Origin of the sequence: Kocuria sp. UBA1838 (genome assembly GCF_002338785.1) — a bacterium.
Classification (GTDB): Bacteria; Actinomycetota; Actinomycetes; order Actinomycetales; family Micrococcaceae; genus Kocuria; species Kocuria marina.
In genome coordinates, this window is the sequence record NZ_DDIY01000014.1 from 1 (window position 1) to 19,833 (window position 19,833).

Below are 19,833 nucleotides of genomic sequence, written 5' to 3' on the forward strand. Positions count from 1 at the left end.
TGCTGGAGATGCTGCTGCGCAACGCGGGCCGCGTGCTCACCCGGGGCCAGCTCATCGACCGGGTGTGGGGTTCCGACTACGTGGGGGACACCAAGACCCTGGACGTGCACATCAAGCGGCTGCGTTCCAAGGTGGAACCGGAGCCGTCCGCGCCGCAGCACATCGTGACCGTGCGCGGTCTCGGGTACAAGTTCGAGCCCTGATCCCGACGCCTCCACGGAGCGGCACCCGTATGACGGAAGAACCGCACCCTTAGCAGGGTGCGGTTCTTCCGTCTGTACACCGGTCGGAGAAAGCGAGCGCCCGGACCCTCGTGTTCGGGGCCCGGGCGCTCGCTCGATCGCGCCGGCCGGCGCGGGTGGTGTGAGGGGTCAGTGCCCGCCGTGCGCCTCGCCCGCCGGGGCCGGGGTGTTGGAGGGGTTGGCCGGGGTGGACGGTGCGCCGCCGGGCACGAAGGATGCGTAGCGCGGGTAGGTGTGGTCCAGGACGGGGACCTGGGTGGTCTGGTCCTGGTCGTCCGCGGTGAACGTGGTGTCCACCATCAGGCCGGGGTTCGCGCCGGCGCGGTCCAACAGCACGGGCCGGGACTTCTCGAGCACGACCTCCTGGTTGGCGGGGACCTCCACGCTCGCGCGGGCGCCATTGGCGTCCATGGTGACGGTCTCGGTCTGGTCGCCGGTGTTGATCAGGGTGCCCAGCACGCGGCCCTCGGAGTTCTCGTCCTCGGCGACGACCAGGATGTTGCGCAGCTGGACGTCACCCAGGTCCATCTGGATCCCGTCCGTCGGGGCGTAGCTGTCCATGGTGGCCTGCGGGCTGATGTACGCGCACCCGCTCACACCGGTCAGGACGGCGAGTGCCGCCGCACCCATTCCGAGGTGCTGCAACTTCTTGTGGGCGGCGTTCTTCACGGCACGAACTCCTCGGGCTCTCTGACAGCGGGTGCAAAATCTGCAGTCAGTCTATCGGTTTGGCCACGGATCGTCTGCATCCGCGCCCCGTTCGTGGCGCGCCCGTGGGCCCGTGGTACGCGCGCTTATGGAGTGACGACGACGCCGCACGGCCGGGTCACGCACACCCGCCCGGGCGCTTCCCGGGTGGCCTCCATAAGGCCCCGTGATGCGGTTCGTGGAGCGGCCACGGACGGGGCTCGCGGAAAGGTGGGCAATCATACACCGTGGTAGACTTGGCGGGCTGAAAGGGGTTTGTGCATGGTTTTTGAGGTTGGCGAAACGGTTGTCTATCCGCACCACGGTGCCGCAACTATCGAGGAGATCAAGACTCGAACCATCAAGGGTGAGGAGAAGATGTATCTCCGGTTGAAGGTCACCCAGGGCGATCTCATGATCGAGGTCCCGGCGGAGAACGTCGATCTCGTGGGTGTGCGGGACGTCGTGGACGAGGAAGGCCTCAAGGAGGTCATCGCGGTCCTGCAGGCCAAGGACGCCGAGGAAGCCTCCAACTGGTCGCGCCGCTACAAGGCCAACCTCGAGAAGCTCGCCTCCGGCGACGTCCTCAAGGTCGCCGAGGTCGTGCGTGATCTGTGGCGCCGCGATCGCGGCAAGGGCCTCTCCGCCGGCGAGAAGCGCATGCTGACCAAGGCCCGCCAGATCCTCACCTCCGAGCTGGCACTGGCCAAGAAGATCGACGAGGAAGAAGCGGAGAAGCGCCTGGACGACATCCTGTCCGCGGCCTGATTCCCGTAGCACGTCTTCGTGTCCCAGATTTCCGACCTCGCGAGCCCGTCCGCCATGGACGGGCTCGCCGTCATTGTCGTGGCCGCCGGTTCCGGCACGCGGCTCGGGTACGGGATGCCCAAGGCGCTCGTCCCCGTGGCCGGTCGACCGATCCTGGAGCACGCGCTTGCCACGGTGCGCGGGACCCTGCGCGGTGCCGCGGTGATCGTGACCGTGCCCGCCGGAGACACGGACCTCACGGCCGTCGCGCGGGCCGCGGGGGCCGCGGCCGTGACCGGGGGTGCCACACGCGCCCAGTCGGTCGCGGCGGCACTGACCGCCCTGCCCGCGGGTGCCACCCACGTCCTGGTGCACGACGCCGCTCGCTGTCTCACCCCGCCCGCCGTCCTCGAGCGGGTGGTCACCGCCCTGCACACGGGTGCACAGGCCGTGGTTCCCGTGACCCCGGTGACCGACACCGTGCGCGGGGTGGACACCCACGGGCGCAGTACCGGGACGGTGGACCGGGCGGGGCTGCGCAGCGTCCAGACACCCCAGGGTTTCGACCGTGCACTGCTCGAACGGGTGAACCGCGCGGCCGGTCTGCTCCCGGACGGCCCACTGGACGCCACGGGGGAGGACCCCCAGCTCGGGCACAGTGTTCGAACGGCAGAGGCGGCCACCACGGTGACGGGTTCCGCGGGGGATCCCGAAGGCATCACGGACGATGCGAGTCTTGTGGAACTGTTCGCCCCCGAACATCCCGTGGAATTCGTGGCCGGGGACGAAGAGTCCTTCAAGATCACCCGTCCCCTGGACCTGGTACTCGCCCACGCGATCGTGCGTGAGCGGGACTCGGCCTGTCCGGCACAATGGCCGCATGACTGACGTAACCCCAGGCCCCGCCGATCCATTGACCCCGGAACCCCGGCCGTACCCCGTTCCGCTCGTGGGGATCGGGGTGGACGTGCACGCGTTCGGCCCGGAGGGCACCCCGCTGTGGATCGCCGGACTCATGTGGCCCGGCGAGCGGGGACTGAGCGGGCACTCGGACGGGGACGTCGTGGCACACGCCGCGGCGGACGCGCTGTTCTCCGCGGCCGGCGTGGGGGACCTGGGAGCGCACTTCGGAACGGACCGCCCGGAGTTCGCCGGGGCCTCGGGGTGTCGGATCCTCTCGGAGGCAGTGCGGATCGTGACCGAGGCCGGCTTCCGGGTGGGCAATGTCTCCGTCCAGCTCGTGGGTGACCGACCCAAGTTCTCCCCGCGGCGGGACGAGGCCGCCGCGGTGCTCACGGAAGCGGCCGGCGCGCCGGTGCACCTGAGCGCGACCACCACGGACGCCCTGGGGCTCACGGGCCGGGGCGAGGGTCTCGCGGCGATCGCCACCGCGATGGTGTTCCCGCGCGGCTGAGCCCAAACGGGCGGCGACCGAGCCCACAGGCCGCCACCCAGCAGACCGGTCGAGTCCACCGGGGGAGCCCGCCAGTAGTGCCGGCCGACCGAACCCGCCCGCCGCGAGCGTGCGGCGCCACCCCGTTAGACTGGCAGGGTGACTTTGCGCTTCTACGACACCGCTTCCGCGACCGTCAAGGACTTCGTCCCCGTGCGACCCGGCGAGGCGGGCCTCTACTACTGCGGTGCCACGGTGCAGGGCGCACCGCACATCGGCCATGTGCGTTCCGCGCTCGTGTTCGACATCCTGGCCCGCTGGCTGCGCTTCCGTGGCTACGAGGTCACCACGGTGCGTAACGTGACGGACATCGACGACAAGATCCTGGCCAACGCGCACGCCTCGTTCGAGAACGACTACCAGGGTGACCACCCGCGCGAACCGTGGTGGGCGCTGGCCTACCGGTTCGAGGGTGTGTTCGGGCGGGCCTACGCCGCGCTCGGTATCGAGGCCCCCACGTACGAACCCCGGGCCACGGGCCACGTCCCGGAGATGCACTCGCTGATCCAGGAGCTGATCGACGCCGGGCACGCGTACCCCGCACTCGACGATTCCGGCGACGTCTACTTCGACGTCCGTTCGTGGCCCCGCTACGGCGAACTCACCCGGCAACGCGTGGAGGACATGCAGGACGCCCCGGATGCCGATCCCCGCGGCAAGCGCGATCCCCGCGACTTTGCGCTGTGGAAGGGACACAAGGAGGGCGAGCCCGCCACGGCGTCGTGGGATTCCCCGTGGGGCCGCGGCCGCCCCGGCTGGCACCTGGAGTGCTCGGCCATGGCCCACAAATACCTGGGCGCGCACTTCGACATCCACGGCGGCGGCCTAGACCTGCGTTTCCCGCACCACGAGAACGAGCTCGCCCAGTCCACCGCGGCGGGCCGCCCGTTCGCCAACTTCTGGCTGCACAACGGGCTCGTGACGTACGAGGGCGAGAAGATGTCCAAGTCAATCGGGAACACGGTCTCCCCGGCGAGCATGCTCGCGGAAGCACGGCCGCTCGCCGTGCGCTACTACCTGGGCCAGGCCCACTACCGTTCCGTGCTGGACTACCGGCCCACGTCCCTGCGGGAGGCCACCGCCGCCGTCGAGCGCGTGGAAGCCGTCCTCGCGGCCGCGCAGCATTCCGGACTCAGCGTGTCCTGGGAGCACATGGATGTGCCTGAGGAGTTCGTCGCGGTCATGGACGACGACCTCAACGTGCCCCGCGCGCTCGCGGTGCTGCACGAGACGGTGCGCGCGGCCAACACGGCTCTCTCGGGCCCGGAGGCCGCGACCGCCCAGCCGCTCGTCTCCGCGATCGCGGGCATGTCCGACGTCCTGGGATTGCTCCCCTTGATGAGTCTCGACGGCGCTCGGGACGCCGACGGCGCCGAGCACCGCGCGCTCGACTCCCTCGTCCAGGACCTGCTGGCCCAGCGTGCCGCCGCGCGTGAGGCGAAGGACTGGGCGCTCGCGGACCGGATCCGGGACCAGCTGGCCGCTGCCGGCGTCGTCGTGAAGGACGGCGCCCGGGGGTCCGAGTGGTCCGTGGGGGAATGAGCCTGGCCTAAACTGGAGCCAGATCGCCGACCACCCCGGGGCGGCCCGCGGGCCGTGACCCGTGACAGACACGGAGTACTGACCATGGCCCAGAAGAACCGACCCGGAGCCACGCGCAAGAAGAAGGGTCCGGTCGTGGGTAGCGGCGGCCAGCGCCGCAAGGGCCTGGAGGGCCGCGGCCCCACGCCCAAGGCCGAGGACCGCGTCTACCACAAGGCGTACAAGGCCAAGCAGGCGGTCGCGCGCAAGCAGCAGAACCTGCACCGGCGTCCGTCCCGCACGGGGGCCGGGCCCATCAAGGAGGACCTCGTCACGGGGCGCAACGCCGTGCTGGAGGCCCTGCGCGCCGGGGTGCCCGCCAAGACGTTGTTCGTGGCCACCAAGATCGAGATGGACGACCGCGTCAAGGACATCCTGCAGTTGTGCGCCGAGGCCCAGGTGCCCACGCTCGAGGCCTCGCGCGGCGAGCTGGACCGGCTCTCCGCGGACGCGATCCATCAGGGTGTGGTGCTGCAGGTCCCGCCGTACGACTACCAGGACGCGGACGAGCTCGCGGCCTCCCTCATGGCCGACCGGGGCGAGGATTCCCGCCCGCCGCTGCTCATCGCGGCGGACGGGATCACCGATCCCCGCAACCTGGGCGCGATCATCCGCAGCGTCTCCGCGTTCGCCGGGGACGGGGTCATCCTGCCCGAGCGCCGCTCCGCCGGGGTCACGGCCACGGCGTGGAAGACGAGTTCGGGTGCTGCGGCGCGCGTCCCCGTGGCCAAGGCCACGAACCTCACGCGCACGCTCGAGAACTGCAAGAAGCAGGGCTACTTCGTGGTCGGCCTCGACGGCGGCGGGGACGTGGACCTGCCGCAGCTCGAGTTGGCCACCGAGCCCCTCGTGGTGGTCGTGGGTTCCGAGGGTAAGGGCCTGTCCCGCCTGGTGACAGAGCACTGCGACGCGATCGTGTCGATCCCCATCGAATCCGCGATGGAGTCCCTCAACGCGTCCATGGCGGTGGGGATCACGCTGTACGAGATCGCGCGCCGGCGTGCAAGCGCGTAGTTATCCGCTGGGCGTCCACCCCTCCCCGTCCGGGGACGGGACCGCCAACGTCGCGGTGTACGCCCCGGGACTGACCGAGGTGGACCTCATGTTCCGGCGCCCCGGTGAATCGTGGCAGCGGTTGCGGCTCGCGGGGGAGAACCACGGGATCCATTACGCGACCGTCTCGCGCCCACGCCATGTGCCGGAAGTGCAACTCACCCCGGACGAGCTCGCACGGGACGTGTGTCCCGCGATGCCCGAGGGAACCGAGTACGGATTCGTGAGTGCCCGGCCCGAGGGCAGTCCCGTGCCGGATTCGGCGTACGAACCCGTCCTGCTGGACCCCTACGGGCGGGGACTGACGCGGGTGGCGCCACCGAGCGGCGTCGTCAATCCCGGCGCGGACGCCTACGGCGGGGAGTACGTCTCCGTGGTGGTCGCCCAGGACCACGAGTGGCGCGACCACGACCGGCCCCGGCCGGCGTGGCGCGAGACCGTGATCTACGAGGCCCACGTGAAGGGCCTCACCATGCTGCACCCGGGGATCCCTCACGAGCTGCGCGGCACCTACGCGGGACTTGCGCACCCCGTGATGCTCGAGTACCTGCGCAGCCTGGGGATCACCGCGGTGGAGCTGTTACCCGTGCACGCCCACCTGGACGAGGCCCACCTGACCGCGAACGGGCTCACCAACTACTGGGGGTACAACACCCTCGCGTTCTTCGCACCCCATGCGGGGTACGCGACCAAGGCCGCCCAGGAGGCCGGGCCCACCGCGGTGCTCAACGAGTTCAAGGCCGCCGTGGACGCCTTGCACGGCGCGGGGCTGCAGGTGTTCCTGGACGTCGTGTACAACCACACCGCAGAAGGCGGACCCACGCAGCGCCCGTACTGCTGGCGCGGGCTCGGGGACCGGGAGTACTACCGCCACGACGAGCACGGCAACTACGTGGACGTGACCGGGTGCGGCAATTCCATGGATTTCGGCAACCCCCAGGTCGTGCGCATGGCTCTGGACTCCCTGCGCTACTGGGTCACGCAGTGCCACGTGGACGGCTTCCGCTTCGACCTGGCCCCCGAACTGGGCCGCGACGAGCATCACCACTTCACGCGCAACCACCCGTTCTTCGTGGCGATCGCCGCGGATCCGGTGCTGCAGGGCGTGCGGATGATCTCCGAACCGTGGGACGTGGGCGCCGGTGGCTGGCAGACCGGGCGCTTCCCCACCGGCTGGGCGGACTGGAACGACCACTACCGGGACACCGTGCGGGACTTCTGGCTCTCGGGTCAGCGCACCATGCGTCGCGGGGGCGGTGGGGGCACCGCCGGTCGGCTCGCCGGGGCGATCTCCGGGTCCGCGGACCTGTTCGCCCCGCACGGGCGCACCACGCTGGCCTCGGTCAACTTCATCACAGCGCACGACGGGTTCACGCTCTACGACCTCACGGCGTACGACGCCAAGCACAACGAGGCCAACCGCGAGAACAACGCGGACGGCACCAACGACAACCACTCGTGGAACCACGACCACGAGGGCTTCTCCCCGGACGTGCGCGTGCGGGCCGCCCGCGCGGCCACCGCGCGCAACATGATGGCCACGCTGTTGTTCTCGCAGGGCATCCCCATGATCACCGCGGGGGACGAGCTGTTGCGCTCCCAGGAGGGCAACAACAACGCGTACTGCCAGGACAACCGGCTCTCGTGGGTGGACTGGCGACTCACACCCCTGGATCGGTCCATGCTACGCACGACCCAGCGGCTCATCCGGATCCGCCGGGCCTTCCTGGTGAGCCAACCCCGGGACTTCCCCACGCGCCCCCGGGACGTGGTGCTCAATTGGTACGCGAGTTCCGGGGAGCCCATGAGCGACGATCTGTGGCAGACGGACGGGGTCCGTGCGCTACAGATCGTGATCGGCGCGCGCGGGGGTGACCTCGCGGGACTGTTCGTGCTCAACGGCACCGCATCGCCCGTGGCCGCGGTGTTGCCGCGCTTCGAGAACCTGGCCGGCTCGGACGTGGACGGGGCCTCGTACCGGCTCGTGCTCGCCACGGACCCTCAGCTCGACGAACTGACCGGCAACCGATGGCGTGCCGGGGAGGAGCTCACGGTCCCGGCACAGAGCATCGCGATGTTCGCGATCGCGTGAACCGGGCGGGCCGGACGTCAGTCCCCAGCGTTGCGCACGAGAGCGAGTTCGGCCGGTGAGGCCAACTCGTCGTGGCGCGGCAACACCCTCACGGTGTACCCGAACGGGCCGGAGCGGTCGATCGTGATGGGCCCGGAGAACGTCATGCGTCCCCCACCCAGCTCGATCACGTCCTCGAGCGTGGCGTAGGACCGTTCGTGGATGTGATCGGTTTCCGAGACGCGCCCGTAGCTGACCTGCACGGTCACGTCCTCGGGGGTCAGCTCGCCCAGATCTACGTACGCGTTGACCGTGAGCTCGTCACCGATCTGCGGTTCCTGGCGCACACCGTGTGCGTCCACGTGCTCGATCCGCAGCTGCGGCCACGCGGTACGCACGCGCTCGACCCAGTGGGCCGTGCCGCGGGCCAGGGCGCCGTCGTCCGTGGTCACGCGCCGGCCGGCGACGCACGCGGGGACGTACAGCTCGTTGACGTAGTCGGTGAGCATCCGCCGGGCGGAGACCTTGGGCCCGAGGGTCGCGAGTGTGTGGCGCACCATGGCGAGCCACTGGTGCGGCACGGTGCTCGCTCGCGACGGCGCGGTGTCGGGTCCGGCCGCGGTCGTGGCGTCCTCGGAACCGTCACCGTAGAACCGCGGTGCCACGTGGCTCTCGATGAGTTCGTACAGCGCGGCGGCCTCGATGTCATCGCGCTCGTCCGTGCCGGCCTTGTTGTCCGCGGTGGGGATGGCCCAGCCGTTCTGCCCGTCGTACATCTCGTCCCACCACCCGTCCAGGACGGAGAGGTTGAGCCCGCCGTTGATCGCGGCCTTCATCCCGGAGGTCCCGCACGCCTCGAGCGGACGCAGCGGGTTGTTGAGCCACACGTCGCACCCCGGGAACAGGACACGCGCCATGGCGATGTCGTAGTTGGGCAGGAACACGATCCGGTGACGCACCTGCGGATCATCCGTGAACCGTACGAGGTCCTGGATCATCCGCTTGCCCATCTCGTCCGCGGGGTGGGACTTGCCCGCGACCACCAACTGCACGGGGCGGCGGGGGTCCAATAGGATCCGCTTGAGCCGTTCCGGGTTGCGCAGCATGAGCGTGAGCCGCTTGTACGTGGGGACGCGGCGTGCGAAACCGATGGTCAGCACGTCCGGGTCCAACACGGACTCCGTCCAGCCCAGTTCCGCGTCCGCGGCACCGCGGCGCTTCCACGAGGCCCGTAGACGCTCGCGGACGTCGTGCACGAGGCGTTCCCGCAGGGCGCGGCGGGTGGCCCAGAGCTCGGCGTCGGACACGTTGTAGATCCTGCGCCAACGAGCGGCCGGGTTGGTGTCGTTCTCCTCCGGGTCCACGGCCATGCGCCACACGGCGGGGTCGATCCAGGAGGGGACGTGCACGCCGTTGGTCACCGAGGTGATCGGGACCTCCTCGGTGTCGAAGCCCTCCCACAGCCCGTGGAACATGGACCGGGACACGGCACCGTGGAGCTCGGCCACGCCGTTGGCACGCTGGGCGAGCCGCAGCCCCATGACCGCCATGTTGAATTTGCTCGGGTCACCGCCCGGCATGGTCTCCGCACCCAGCTCAAGCACGCGCTCGGAGGGGACATCCGGGGCGAGCCCCGCGGCGAGGACGTGGGCGATCTGATCGCGTTCGAAGCGGTCGATGCCGGCCGGGACCGGGGTGTGGGTCGTGAACACGGTCGCGGCGCGCACCGCGGTGAGTGCTTCCTCCCACATCATGGCCTGGGCGTCGGCCCCGGGGTTCATGAGTTCCTGGATCCGCTCGACGCCCAGGAAACCCGCGTGGCCCTCGTTGCAGTGGTAGACCTCCGGCGTGGGCGCACCCGTGATCCTGCTGTGCGCGCGCAGCGCCCGGATCCCTCCCATGCCCAGCAAGAGTTCCTGGTACAACCGGTGGTCGCTGCCGCCGCCATACAACCGGTCGGTGACGTTGCGTGCGGCGTCGTCGTTCTCGCTGATGTTGGAGTCCAGCAGCAGCAGCGGCACGCGGCCCACGTCCGCCCGCCAAATCTGCGCGGACAGCGTGCGGCCCTCGGGCAGCGGTAGGACCACGCGCGCGGGCGTACCGTCCGCTTCGCGCAGCAAGGTAAGAGGGAGTTCGTCCGGGTCCAGCACCGGGTAGGTCTCCTGCTGCCAGCCGTCCCGGGACAGCGACTGCTTGAAGTACCCGGCCTGGTACAGCAATCCCACGCCCACCACGGGCACGCCCATGTCGGACGCGGTCTTCAAGTGGTCCCCGGCGAGGATCCCGAGTCCGCCCGAGTACTGCGGAAGCGCGGACGTGATGCCGTACTCGGCGCTGAAGTACGCCACGGCCGCCGGGGCGTCCTCGCCCTGCGTGCGCTGGTACCACTGGGGTTCGGTGAGATAGGTGTCCAGATCGGCGTCGAGGTCGCGGATGCGCGCCACGAGCTCGGGGTCCGCGGCGATCTGCTGGATCTCCTCGCGCGTGAGCGAGCCCAGGAGCTTGACGGGGTCCCCGTGGACCGCGTCCCACGCGTGCGGGTTGAGTTCGGCGAAGAGGTCCTCGGTGGGCTGATGCCACGTCCATCGGAGGTTCTTGGCCAATCGTGAGAGTGCGGCGATCGACTCGGGTAGGACGGTGCGGACGGTGAACCTGTGGATGGCCTTCACGGTCCCGAGCCTAGCGGCTGTGGCCTCGCCGCTCCACGGGGTCCGACGTGTGACGCGAGTGCGTCGCCGTCGCGGTTTGGGGACCACGGCCACGGCCTTATGAATCGGGGCGTTTGTCGCTAACGTTGGTCTCGTGTCGCAGCAGAACTCACAGCCCCAGGGCCGCCGTCCGTCCTCAGATCCCGTGCCGGATCCCCACGCGGGCGATGCCCACCCGGACGTCGGGTCCCGCTTGACCCCGCCGGTCCCGGCCACGGGCGTTCCCGACGTCGCCCCCTCGGTACGCCGAGCGGAGGCCCACGACGATGCCGCTCGCATCCCGTCCGCGCCGGAGGCAACCGAAGCGGCGTCTTCCGCCGGTGCCGGGCAGCCGGACGCCCACGCATATGCGGAACCGGGTGCGGCCGAGGAGGTCGCCGCGGTCGTAACACCTACCGAGGACACCGAATCCGAGGCGCAGCCCGCATCCGACCAACAGTCCGCACCCGGAGCGCAGCGCGAGCCCGACACGCAGTACGAGCCCGACACTCAGTCCGCACCTGATCCGCACGCCGAAGCCGCGGCGCAGGCCCCGGCCGAGCAAGACTCCGATTCCGGGGACGACGAGCACCTGGCGGACTTCCCGTCGGACGATCTCGTGTACGGGCGGATCCCCGTGACGGACGTGAGCCCCGTGATCGAGGGTGGGCGTTTCCCCGCCACGGCCGTTCCCGGTGAGGACATCCGGGTGAGCGCGACCGTGTTCCGCGAGGGTCATGACTCCCTCGGTGTGACCGCGGTGCTGTACGACCCGCAGGGCCGTGAGACCCAGCGCCGACCCATGACGCTCGTGGCCCCCGGGACGGACCGCTACGAGGCGTGGCTGCGTCCCGAGCACGAGGGCCCCTGGAGTTTCGCGGTGGAGGGCTGGTCGGATCTCTACGACACGTGGCACCACGCCGCGCAGATCAAGTTGGGGGTCGGCCAGGACGTCGAGCTCATGTTCCAGGAAGCGGCCCTGCTCTTCGACGCCGCCTCCAAGGAGTCCGATCGCGCGACCGAGGAGGCCCGGGTCTTCGAGGACGCCGCCGAGGCGATGGCGGACACCGACCGCACGCCGGAACAGCGGTGGGAGATCGCCACGTCCCCGCAGCTCCTGGACTACGTCCGTGAGCGGCCGCTGCGTGATCTGCTCAGCTCGTCCCCGCGCTACCCGCTCGGCGTCGAGCGCGAGGCCGCGGGTCGTGGTGCGTGGTACGAGTTCTTCCCGCGCTCCGAGGGCGCCACGTACGACCCCGAGACGGGCGAGTGGACCTCGGGGACGTTCCGCACGGCCACCGCGGCCCTGGACCGGGCCGCGGCCATGGGCTTCGACGTCGCGTACCTCCCGCCCATCCACCCGATCGGGCGCAACCACCGCAAGGGGCCGAACAACACCCTCACGGCCGGACCCCAGGACCCGGGTTCCCCGTGGGCCATCGGTGGGCCGGAGGGAGGTCACGACACAATCCACCCGGACCTCGGGAGCTTCGAGGACTTCGACGCGTTCGTCGCGCACGCCCATGATCTCGGTCTCGAGGTCGCGCTGGACCTCGCGCTGCAGGCGTCCCCGGATCACCCGTGGGTCGCCGAGCACCCGCAGTGGTTCACGACCCGCGCGGACGGCAGCATCGCCTACGCCGAGAACCCGCCCAAGAAGTACCAGGACATCTACCCCCTGAACTTCGACAACGACCCCGAGGGCCTCGCCGCCGAGATACTGCGGGTCGTGGAGCTGTGGATCGGTCACGGCGTGGACATCTTCCGCGTGGACAACCCGCACACCAAGCCCCTGTGGTTTTGGGAGTGGCTGATCGCCAGGGTGCGCAAGAACCACCCGGACACGGTGTTCCTCGCGGAGGCGTTCACGCGTCCGGCCATGATGCAGGGGCTGGCCAAGGCCGGGTTCCAGCAGTCCTACTCGTACTTCACGTGGCGCAACACCAAGGAGGAGATCGAGGAGTACCTCCAGGAGATCTCCCACGAGACCTCCGGGTTCTACCGGCCCAACTTCTTCGTGAACACGCCGGACATCCTCACCGAGTACCTGCAGTTCGGTGGCCCGGCCGCGTTCAAGGTGCGCGCGGCCCTGGCGGCCACCGCGTCCCCGCTGTGGGGCGTGTACGCCGGCTTCGAGTTGTTCGAGCACGTCGCTCGTCCCGGGGCGGAGGAGTACATGGACAACGAGAAGTTCCAGTTGCGCCCGCGCGACTTCGACGCCGCCGTGGAACGCGGCGAGTCGCTCGCGCCGTACATCACGCGCCTGAACCGGATCCGCAAGGACCATCCCGCACTCGGGGACCTTCAGAACCTCACGCTGCAGAATTCCACGGACGACGCCATCGTGGCCTACAGCAAGACCAAGACCGTGGAACGGGACGGCGAGCAGGTCTGGGACACCGTGATCGTGGTGCTCAACACGGACCCGCACAGCGCGCGGGAGGCCACGGTGTGGCTGGACCTCGACTCCCTGGACCTGCGGGGCCAGGACTTCAACGAGGACGGCTCTTTCTGGGTAGACGACCTGATCTCCGGTGCGAGCTGGAAGTGGGGCACCCACAACTACGTGCGCCTGGATCCGTACGTGGAACCCGCGCACGTGCTCAGCGTCCGCCGCGGGGTCAAGTGAGCGAGCGCCGTCGCGATGCGCCCCGGCCGCTGAGCGCGGCGCACCACGGCGGCCGGCACCCCGCACCCGTCATGACCGACACGCACGTTTCTCCGAGAGGGCAGTCCAGCCGACCATGAGCACCACTCCTTTCCAACTCAACGCTCCCGGGCTCGCGCACGACCCGGACTGGTTCCGCAAGGCCGTGTTCTACGAGGTGCTCGTGCGAGCCTTCTCGGACGCCAACGGTGACGGCTCCGGCGACTTCTCGGGTTTGATCGACAAACTCGACTACCTGCAGTGGCTCGGGATCGATTGCTTGTGGCTGCCCCCGTTCTACGAATCCCCGCTGCGGGACGGCGGCTACGACATCTCCGACTACTACTCCGTGCTGGACGAGTTCGGCACCGTGAGCGACTTCAAGCGACTGGTCGCGGAGGCCCACGCGCGGGGTCTGCGGGTCATCACCGACCTGCCGCTGAACCACACCTCGGACCAGCACCCGTGGTTCCAGGCTTCGCGGGAGGACCCGGAGGGGCCGTACGGCGAGTTCTACGTCTGGTCGGACACGGACGAGAAGTACCAGGACGCGCGGATCATCTTCGTGGACACCGAGGTCTCCAACTGGACCTTCGACCCCGTGCGGCGGCAGTTCTTCTGGCACCGGTTCTTCTCCCACCAGCCGGACCTGAACTTCGAGAACCCCAAGGTCGTCGAGGCCGTGTTCGACGTCGTGAAGTTCTGGCTGGACATGGGCATCGACGGCTTCCGCGCGGACGCCATCCCCTACCTCATCGAGGAGGAGGGGACCAACTGCGAGAACCTGCCCGGGACCCACGACTTCCTGGTGCGGCTGCGCGAGATGGTGGACCGCGAGTACCCCGGCCGCGTGATCATCGCGGAGGCCAACCAGATGCCGCACGAGGTCGTGGAGTACTTCGGCACGGAGCAGGCGCCCGAGTGCCACATGTGCTTCCACTTCCCGATCATGCCGCGGATCTACTACTCGTTGCGCGATCAGAAGGCCGCCCCCATCGTCTCCACCATGGAGCACACGCCGCAGATCCCGCGGGGCACGCAGTGGGGCACGTTCCTGCGCAACCACGACGAGTTGACGCTCGAGATGGTCACGAGCGAGGAACGCCAGGCCATGCTCGGGTGGTACGCCCCGGATTCGCGCATGCGCGCGAACATCGGTATCCGACGCCGCTTGGCACCCCTGCTCGACAACTCCCGCGCGGAGCTCGAACTCGCGCACGCGCTGTTGTTGTCCCTGCCCGGGTCGCCGTTCCTGTACTACGGGGACGAGATCGGCATGGGGGACAACATCTGGCTCGACGACCGCGACGCGTCCCGCACACCCATGCAGTGGACCCCCGACCGCAACGCCGGCTTCTCCACCGCGGATCCGGGCAAGCTCTACCTCCCGGTCGTGCAGTCGCTCGTCTACAACTACACGCAGACGAACGTGGAGACGCAGCTCGCGTCGTCCTCCTCCCTGCTGCACTGGATCCGGCAGATGCTCATGGTGCGCAAGGCGCACCCGGCGTTCGGTCTGGGGGACTACGTCAACGTGAGCACGGACCACGAATCCGTCCTGGCATTCCTGCGCCGCTTGAGCCCGCAGGACGCGGACGACGGCGTGGGGGAGACCCTGCTGTGCGTGTTCAACCTTTCCCACGTCCCCGCGAGCTGCAGCGTGCACCTGGCCGAGTACGCGGGCCGGGGCACCCGGGAACTGTTCGGCGGTGAACCGTTCGGCTCCTTCTCGGAACAGGGCGACTACCGCATCACGCTCGGTTCGCAGGACTTCTTCTGGCTCCGGTTGCGCACGACCCCCGGCACGGACGGTTCCCACCCCGAGACGGTGGCCATGCCCATCATCAAGCCCGCGCGCAACGAGTGAGCGCGCGCGGGTACGGCCCGCGCGCGAAGCAGTGATTGTCCAGACGAAAGCGGGGGACCCTCCATGACGGATCAGCAATTTCTCGACAGGTTGCGCGACTGGTTGCCGCGGCAGCGGTGGTTCCCGTTCACGGCCACCCCGGACCAGTTGCGCTTGAGCGTCGTGGGCCGAGCGCCCCTGGATTCCGGCACCGGATCGCATCGCGGCACGGAACGCATCATGTTCCTGGTCCAGGTCACGGTGGGCGAGCGCAGCGAATTGCTCAACGTACCGGTCGTGCGCAGCACCGAAGCCCTGCCCGAACTCGAGCGCTTCGCGATCGGCAGCTATTGCTCCGGCGGCCCGGACCGTCCCCTGCCCGAACAGCTGATCGCGGGTGCGGAGGCCTCGGCCTCGTTCCTGCGCCGCGCCATCTCGCACGCGGGTTCCTTCCGCGAACGACGCCGCTCGGAGCGCTCGCGGACCGCCCAACCCATTACCTCGGAGGACTCCCCGGAGGCCGGTCAGACCGCCGGCGCCCAGGAGAAGGTCGGCGCGTCCGGTCGTAGTGAGGCCCGCGCCGAGGCACAGGGCAGCGAGAGCACCACCGCGGACGAGACGGCCAGGTTTCACCTCTACGACGCCGTGGGGGACCCAGGTTTCATGGACCGGGTGCTGCGGATCATGGATGCGCAGCTGACCGAGGGCGGGGTGCTGCGCCACGGGATGGGCCTGCACGGCCGCTACACCGGGGCCATGAACACGGATTATCGGATTGCTTCCGCGGATCAGGTGCGGGTGATCTCCTCAGAGCAGTCCAACACGTCCGTGATCCTCACCCCGCAGGACGCGGAGGACTCGGATTCCGCGCTGGGCGGCGACGCAGTGATCGTGAAGTTCTTCCGCGTGGTGGGGGAGGGGCGCAACCCGGACGTGGAGGTGGGCGTCAAACTCACGTCGCACGGTTCCACCGCGGTCCCGGCCACGGCTGGATGGCTCGATGCCCAGTGGCGCCAGGGTCTGGTCACCACGTCCGGTCAGCTCGTGGTGGCCGCCCAGTTCCTGGCCGATTCGCGGGACGCGTGGGCCATGGCCCTGGACGCGGCGAGCCATGCCCGGGACTTCTCCGAGCTCGCGGCCGAGCTGGGTGCCACGACCGCGCGCGTCCACGCCGACCTCCTCGGCGCCTTCGACCCCGTCACCGCGGACGACGATGCTCGGCGCCGGTTCCTGGACGACCTCGCCTCGCGGATCCGCTGGGCGTGGGAGTCCTGCGGGGACTACTTCGATTCCTACCGGGCCGAGGTCGAGGACCTGCTCGAGCAGCTGTCCCGGATCCGGGAGATCCCCGCCCTGCAACGGATCCACGGTGATTACCACCTGGGCCAGGTGCTGCACAACGACGTCCAGGGGTTCCGGATCCTGGACTTCGAGGGTGAGCCCCTACGACCCATTAAGGAGCGTGTCCGCCCGGACGTGGCCCTGCGCGACGTCGTCGGCATGCTGCGCTCGTTCGACTATGCGGGCGCCATGGCCGCGCGCGAGCGGGACGAGGACATGAGCGCCTGGACCGACGCGGTCTCGGACGCGTTCCTCGAGGGGTACGCCCGCACGAGCGGTTCTGGCGTGGACCGGGATTCGGTGCTCTTCCGCGCCCTGTGGCTTGACAAGGGCCTGTACGAAGTGGTCTACGAGCAGCGTAACCGCCCGGGCTGGGTCGCGGTCCCGGCCGGTGCCGTGGTGCGTTCGCTTGAACGCGCGCGCTCCCGTAACGTGAGGCGTGAAACACACGAGAGCCACACACCTGCATCCAGAACCGAGGATTTCGTGACCCCTGAACACCCCGAGAACACCGGCCCCGCGGCGTCGTCGACTCCTACGGGCCCCGAATCCACGCCGACCCCGGCATCCGAGTCCGCGCAGCACGCCGACGGCCGGGCGCCGTCGGCGGAACCGCGCAACGCGCGGGGCGCTGCGTCGGAGGCGACCGGGACGAACGACGCGTCGGCTCGGACCACCGACGGTAATGACGTGACGGCTCCGGCGGAGACCGCGGGCGGGAACCACGCGTCGACTCGGGCCGGGACTTCCCAGCAGAGCGTCGCAGCGGCGTCGGAACGGGAGCACCCCGCGGGCGGGCCTGTGCCCGTGAGCGCGGACGTGCTCGCAGCGGTGGCCGAGGGGCGCTACCACGATCCCCACGCGGTGCTCGGGGCGCACTTCAACCCGGACGGTTCGGTGACCATCCGGACCCTGCGACGCTTCGCGACGCACGTCTCGGTGCGCACGCTCAACGGGACGTTCCCCCTCGAGCACGAGTGGGGTGGGATCTTCACCGGCGTGGTCCCCGCGCACGACGAGGGCAAGATCCCCGACTACCGCGTCCTGGTGACCTATGCGGGCAAGGAGCCCGCCGAGGTCGACGACCCCTACCGCTTCGCGCCCACCCTGGGCGAGCTGGACCTGCACCTGATCGGCGAGGGCCGGCACGAGACCCTGTGGACCGTGCTCGGTGCTCACGTGCACCACTACCCGTCCTCCATGGGGGACGTCTCCGGCGTGAGCTTCGCGGTGTGGGCCCCCAATGCCCGGGCCGTGCGCGTGATTGGTGACTTCAACGGGTGGGACGGTTCCGAGCATGCCATGCGCTCGCTGGGTTCCAGCGGTGTGTGGGAAGTGTTCGTGCCCGGCATGGGCTCCGGAGACACCTACAAGTTCCGGATCCAGGCGGCGGACGGTTCGTGGCGGGACAAGGCGGACCCCATGGCCTTCGGCACCGAGATCCCGCCGTCCACCGCGTCGCGCGTGTTCGAGTCCTCCTACGAGTTCCAGGACGACGCGTGGATGCAGGCCCGCGCGGCCAAGGATCCCCACAACGCACCCATGAGCGTGTACGAGATGCACATCGGCTCGTGGCGCATGGGTCTCGGCTACGTGGATCTCGCCCGCGAGCTCGTCGAGTACCTCACGTGGCAGGGCTTCACCCACGTGGAGTTCATGCCCGTCGCGGAGCACCCCTTCGGTGGTTCGTGGGGTTACCAGGTCACCGGCTACTACGCGCCGTCGTCGCGCTTCGGTTCCCCGGACGAGTTCCGCTACCTCGTGGACCAGCTGCACCAGGCCGGCATCGGTGTGCTCGTGGACTGGGTCCCCGGCCACTTCCCCAAGGACGAGTGGGCGCTCGCCAAGTTCGACGGGCAACCGCTCTACGAGCACCCGGACCCCCGCCGTGGCGAGCACAAGGACTGGGGCACGCTAATCTTCGATTACGGCCGCCGGGAGGTGCGCAACTTCCTCGTGGCCAACGCGAACTACTGGCTCGAGGAGTTCCACGTGGACGGGCTGCGCGTGGACGCCGTAGCCTCCATGCTCTACCTGGACTACTCGCGCAACGACGGCGAGTGGGAGCCCAACCAGTACGGCGGACGCGAGAACCTCGAGGCCATCGCGTTCCTGCAGGAGGCCAACGCCACCGCGTACCGGCGCAATCCCGGGATCGTCATGGTTGCGGAGGAGTCCACGTCCTTCCCAGGGGTCACCAAACCCACGAGCGCCGGCGGTCTCGGCTTCGGGATCAAGTGGAACATGGGGTGGATGCACGACAGTCTCGAGTACATGGCCGAGGATCCCGTAAACCGGCACTACCACCACAACAAGGCCACGTTCTCCATGGTCTACGCCTACTCGGAGAACTTCGTCCTCCCCATCTCCCACGACGAGGTCGTGTACGGCAAGGGCTCCCTGCTGCGCAAGATGCCGGGTGACCGGTGGCAGCAGCTCGCCAACGTGCGCGCGTACCTCGCATACATGTGGGCCCACCCGGGTAAGCAGCTGATCTTCATGGGCACCGAGTACGCCCAGGAGTCCGAGTGGTCCCAGGAACACGGCCTGGACTGGTGGCTCTCCGAGACCCCACCGCACCACGGCGTGCAGGAGCTGGTGAAGAGCCTCAACGAGATCTACCGCGAGACCCCGGCCCTGTACGCACGAGACAATGACCCGTCCGGTTTCGAGTGGATCGACGCCAACGACGCCAAGCGCAACACGCTGTCCTTCACCCGATGGGACGACCAGGGCAACCCGCTCGTGTGCGTGGCCAACTTCGCGGGCAACACCCACGAGCGCTTCCGGTTGGGTCTGCCGTGGGCGGGTGAGTGGGACGAGGTGCTCAACACGGACTCTGACATCTTCGGTGGTTCCGGCGTTGGCAACCTGGGCCGGGTCACCGCGGCCGAGGGTGCATACAACGGTAAGCCGGCGTCCGCCGAGGTCACCGTCCCGCCGCTCGCGGTGTTGTTCCTGAAGCCGGCCAAGGGTGCGGGGACCAGCCCGATGGCGCGCGACCGGGACTGATCAGGTCACGCATCATTGAATGCAGAACCCGCGGGAGCACGTGCTCCCGCGGGTTCTCCGTCTCCGGAGGGTTCGCCGTCTCAGGTTTGCCGTCTCCGGTGGGGGCGTGTAATGTCTTCCGAGTTGCCACGGCAGCGGCCGCGAAGGTCGAACGGGGCAACGAAACGGAGTTGATCCCACCACTGACGAGCCGCGCACAACGGCGAGAAGGTGTGCTAGGATGATTCCCCGCAAGCCGCTGAAGAGCGGTGACAGCAGGAAGCAATCGAGAGTTCATTTCGAGTTGCAGCCCGGGTCACCCGCAGCTAAGCTTGCAGATCGCAACCGACCGTTGTGGCCCTGGTGAGGGGCCGTGTGGTGTGGTTTGTTGTTTGTCAACTCAATAGTGTGTCTAGTTTGTTGATACCAAAGTTTTTTTGTTTTTGGTTGATGGCCTGACAGTCCCCTGGGTGTTTTCCCGTTTCCT

12 protein-coding genes are annotated in these 19,833 nt (G+C 69.1%); 10 read left to right on the top strand and 2 right to left on the bottom strand.

The window, feature by feature from the left end; all coding sequences use genetic code 11:
- Positions 1–203, top strand: a 203-nt coding sequence (locus B3I25_RS06825; RefSeq protein WP_286738394.1) for a winged helix-turn-helix domain-containing protein, incomplete at its 5' end; no start/stop codon positions are given.
- A 168-nt stretch (positions 204–371) separates the two neighbouring features.
- On the opposite strand, the gene B3I25_RS06830 is transcribed toward B3I25_RS06825, so the two are convergent.
- Positions 372–911, bottom strand: coding sequence for a hypothetical protein (locus B3I25_RS06830; protein ID WP_082943372.1), 540 nt, complete (start codon positions 909–911; stop codon positions 372–374).
- 300 nt (positions 912–1,211) lie between these two features.
- Here B3I25_RS06830 and B3I25_RS06835 point away from each other — a divergent pair, with 300 nt between their 5' ends.
- The 6 genes from B3I25_RS06835 to glgX all read left to right on the top strand — a co-directional run bounded on the left by B3I25_RS06835 (position 1,212) and on the right by glgX (position 7,855).
- Complete coding sequence (locus B3I25_RS06835) at positions 1,212–1,697, top strand: CarD family transcriptional regulator (RefSeq protein ID WP_064846759.1); 486 nt, start codon at positions 1,212–1,214, stop codon at positions 1,695–1,697.
- An 18-nt stretch (positions 1,698–1,715) separates the two neighbouring features.
- Positions 1,716–2,564, top strand: coding sequence for an IspD/TarI family cytidylyltransferase (locus B3I25_RS06840; RefSeq protein WP_286738395.1), 849 nt, complete (start codon positions 1,716–1,718; stop codon positions 2,562–2,564).
- Entirely contained in the window at positions 2,557–3,090 is a 534-nt protein-coding gene (ispF, locus tag B3I25_RS06845; RefSeq protein ID WP_286738396.1) for a 2-C-methyl-D-erythritol 2,4-cyclodiphosphate synthase, read from the top strand. The genes B3I25_RS06840 and ispF overlap by 8 nt, the downstream gene beginning before the upstream one ends.
- Before the next feature lie 138 nt (positions 3,091–3,228).
- Positions 3,229–4,671 carry a cysteine--tRNA ligase gene (gene cysS / locus B3I25_RS06850; RefSeq protein WP_286738397.1) on the top strand — a complete coding sequence of 481 codons (1,443 nt, stop codon included), beginning with the start codon at positions 3,229–3,231 and terminating at the stop codon, positions 4,669–4,671.
- A gap of 84 nt (positions 4,672–4,755) precedes the next feature.
- A complete protein-coding gene (rlmB, locus tag B3I25_RS06855; RefSeq protein WP_064846762.1) occupies positions 4,756–5,724 on the top strand; it encodes a 23S rRNA (guanosine(2251)-2'-O)-methyltransferase RlmB in 969 nt (322 codons plus the stop codon).
- Positions 5,711–7,855 (top strand): glycogen debranching protein GlgX, encoded by a 2,145-nt coding sequence (gene glgX, locus B3I25_RS06860; protein WP_286738398.1) that lies wholly within the window; start codon positions 5,711–5,713, stop codon positions 7,853–7,855. The genes rlmB and glgX overlap by 14 nt, the downstream gene beginning before the upstream one ends.
- Before the next feature lie 17 nt (positions 7,856–7,872).
- On the opposite strand, the gene glgP is transcribed toward glgX, so the two are convergent.
- The gene (glgP, locus tag B3I25_RS06865; protein WP_064846764.1) at positions 7,873–10,503 is read right to left on the bottom strand and encodes an alpha-glucan family phosphorylase; all 2,631 of its coding nucleotides are present in this window, start codon (positions 10,501–10,503) and stop codon (positions 7,873–7,875) included.
- Positions 10,504–10,636: 133 nt separating this feature from the next.
- Between glgP and B3I25_RS06870 the strand changes: the two genes are divergently transcribed.
- The 3 genes from B3I25_RS06870 (at position 10,637) to glgB (ending at position 19,367) form a co-directional block, all read left to right on the top strand.
- Positions 10,637–13,150, top strand: a complete 2,514-nt coding sequence (locus B3I25_RS06870) for an alpha-1,4-glucan--maltose-1-phosphate maltosyltransferase (RefSeq protein ID WP_414672701.1) — start codon at positions 10,637–10,639, stop codon at positions 13,148–13,150.
- A gap of 115 nt (positions 13,151–13,265) precedes the next feature.
- Positions 13,266–15,035, top strand: a complete 1,770-nt coding sequence (treS, locus tag B3I25_RS06875) for a maltose alpha-D-glucosyltransferase (protein ID WP_064846765.1) — start codon at positions 13,266–13,268, stop codon at positions 15,033–15,035.
- Positions 15,036–15,098: 63 nt separating this feature from the next.
- A complete protein-coding gene (gene glgB, locus B3I25_RS06880; protein ID WP_286738399.1) occupies positions 15,099–19,367 on the top strand; it encodes a 1,4-alpha-glucan branching protein GlgB in 4,269 nt (1,422 codons plus the stop codon).
- Positions 19,368–19,833: the final 466 nt, after the last annotated feature.

Excerpts from the sequence above, each read along its gene's own strand:
- treS (WP_064846765.1), top strand. The coding sequence starts at position 13,266 with ATGAGCACCACTCCTTTCCAACTCAACGCTCCCGGGCTCGCGCACGAC.
- B3I25_RS06835 (WP_064846759.1), top strand. The coding sequence starts at position 1,212 with ATGGTTTTTGAGGTTGGCGAAACGGTTGTCTATCCGCACCACGGTGCC.
- glgB (WP_286738399.1), top strand. The coding sequence starts at position 15,099 with ATGACGGATCAGCAATTTCTCGACAGGTTGCGCGACTGGTTGCCGCGG.
- rlmB (WP_064846762.1), top strand. The coding sequence starts at position 4,756 with ATGGCCCAGAAGAACCGACCCGGAGCCACGCGCAAGAAGAAGGGTCCG.
- ispF (WP_286738396.1), top strand. The coding sequence starts at position 2,557 with ATGACTGACGTAACCCCAGGCCCCGCCGATCCATTGACCCCGGAACCC.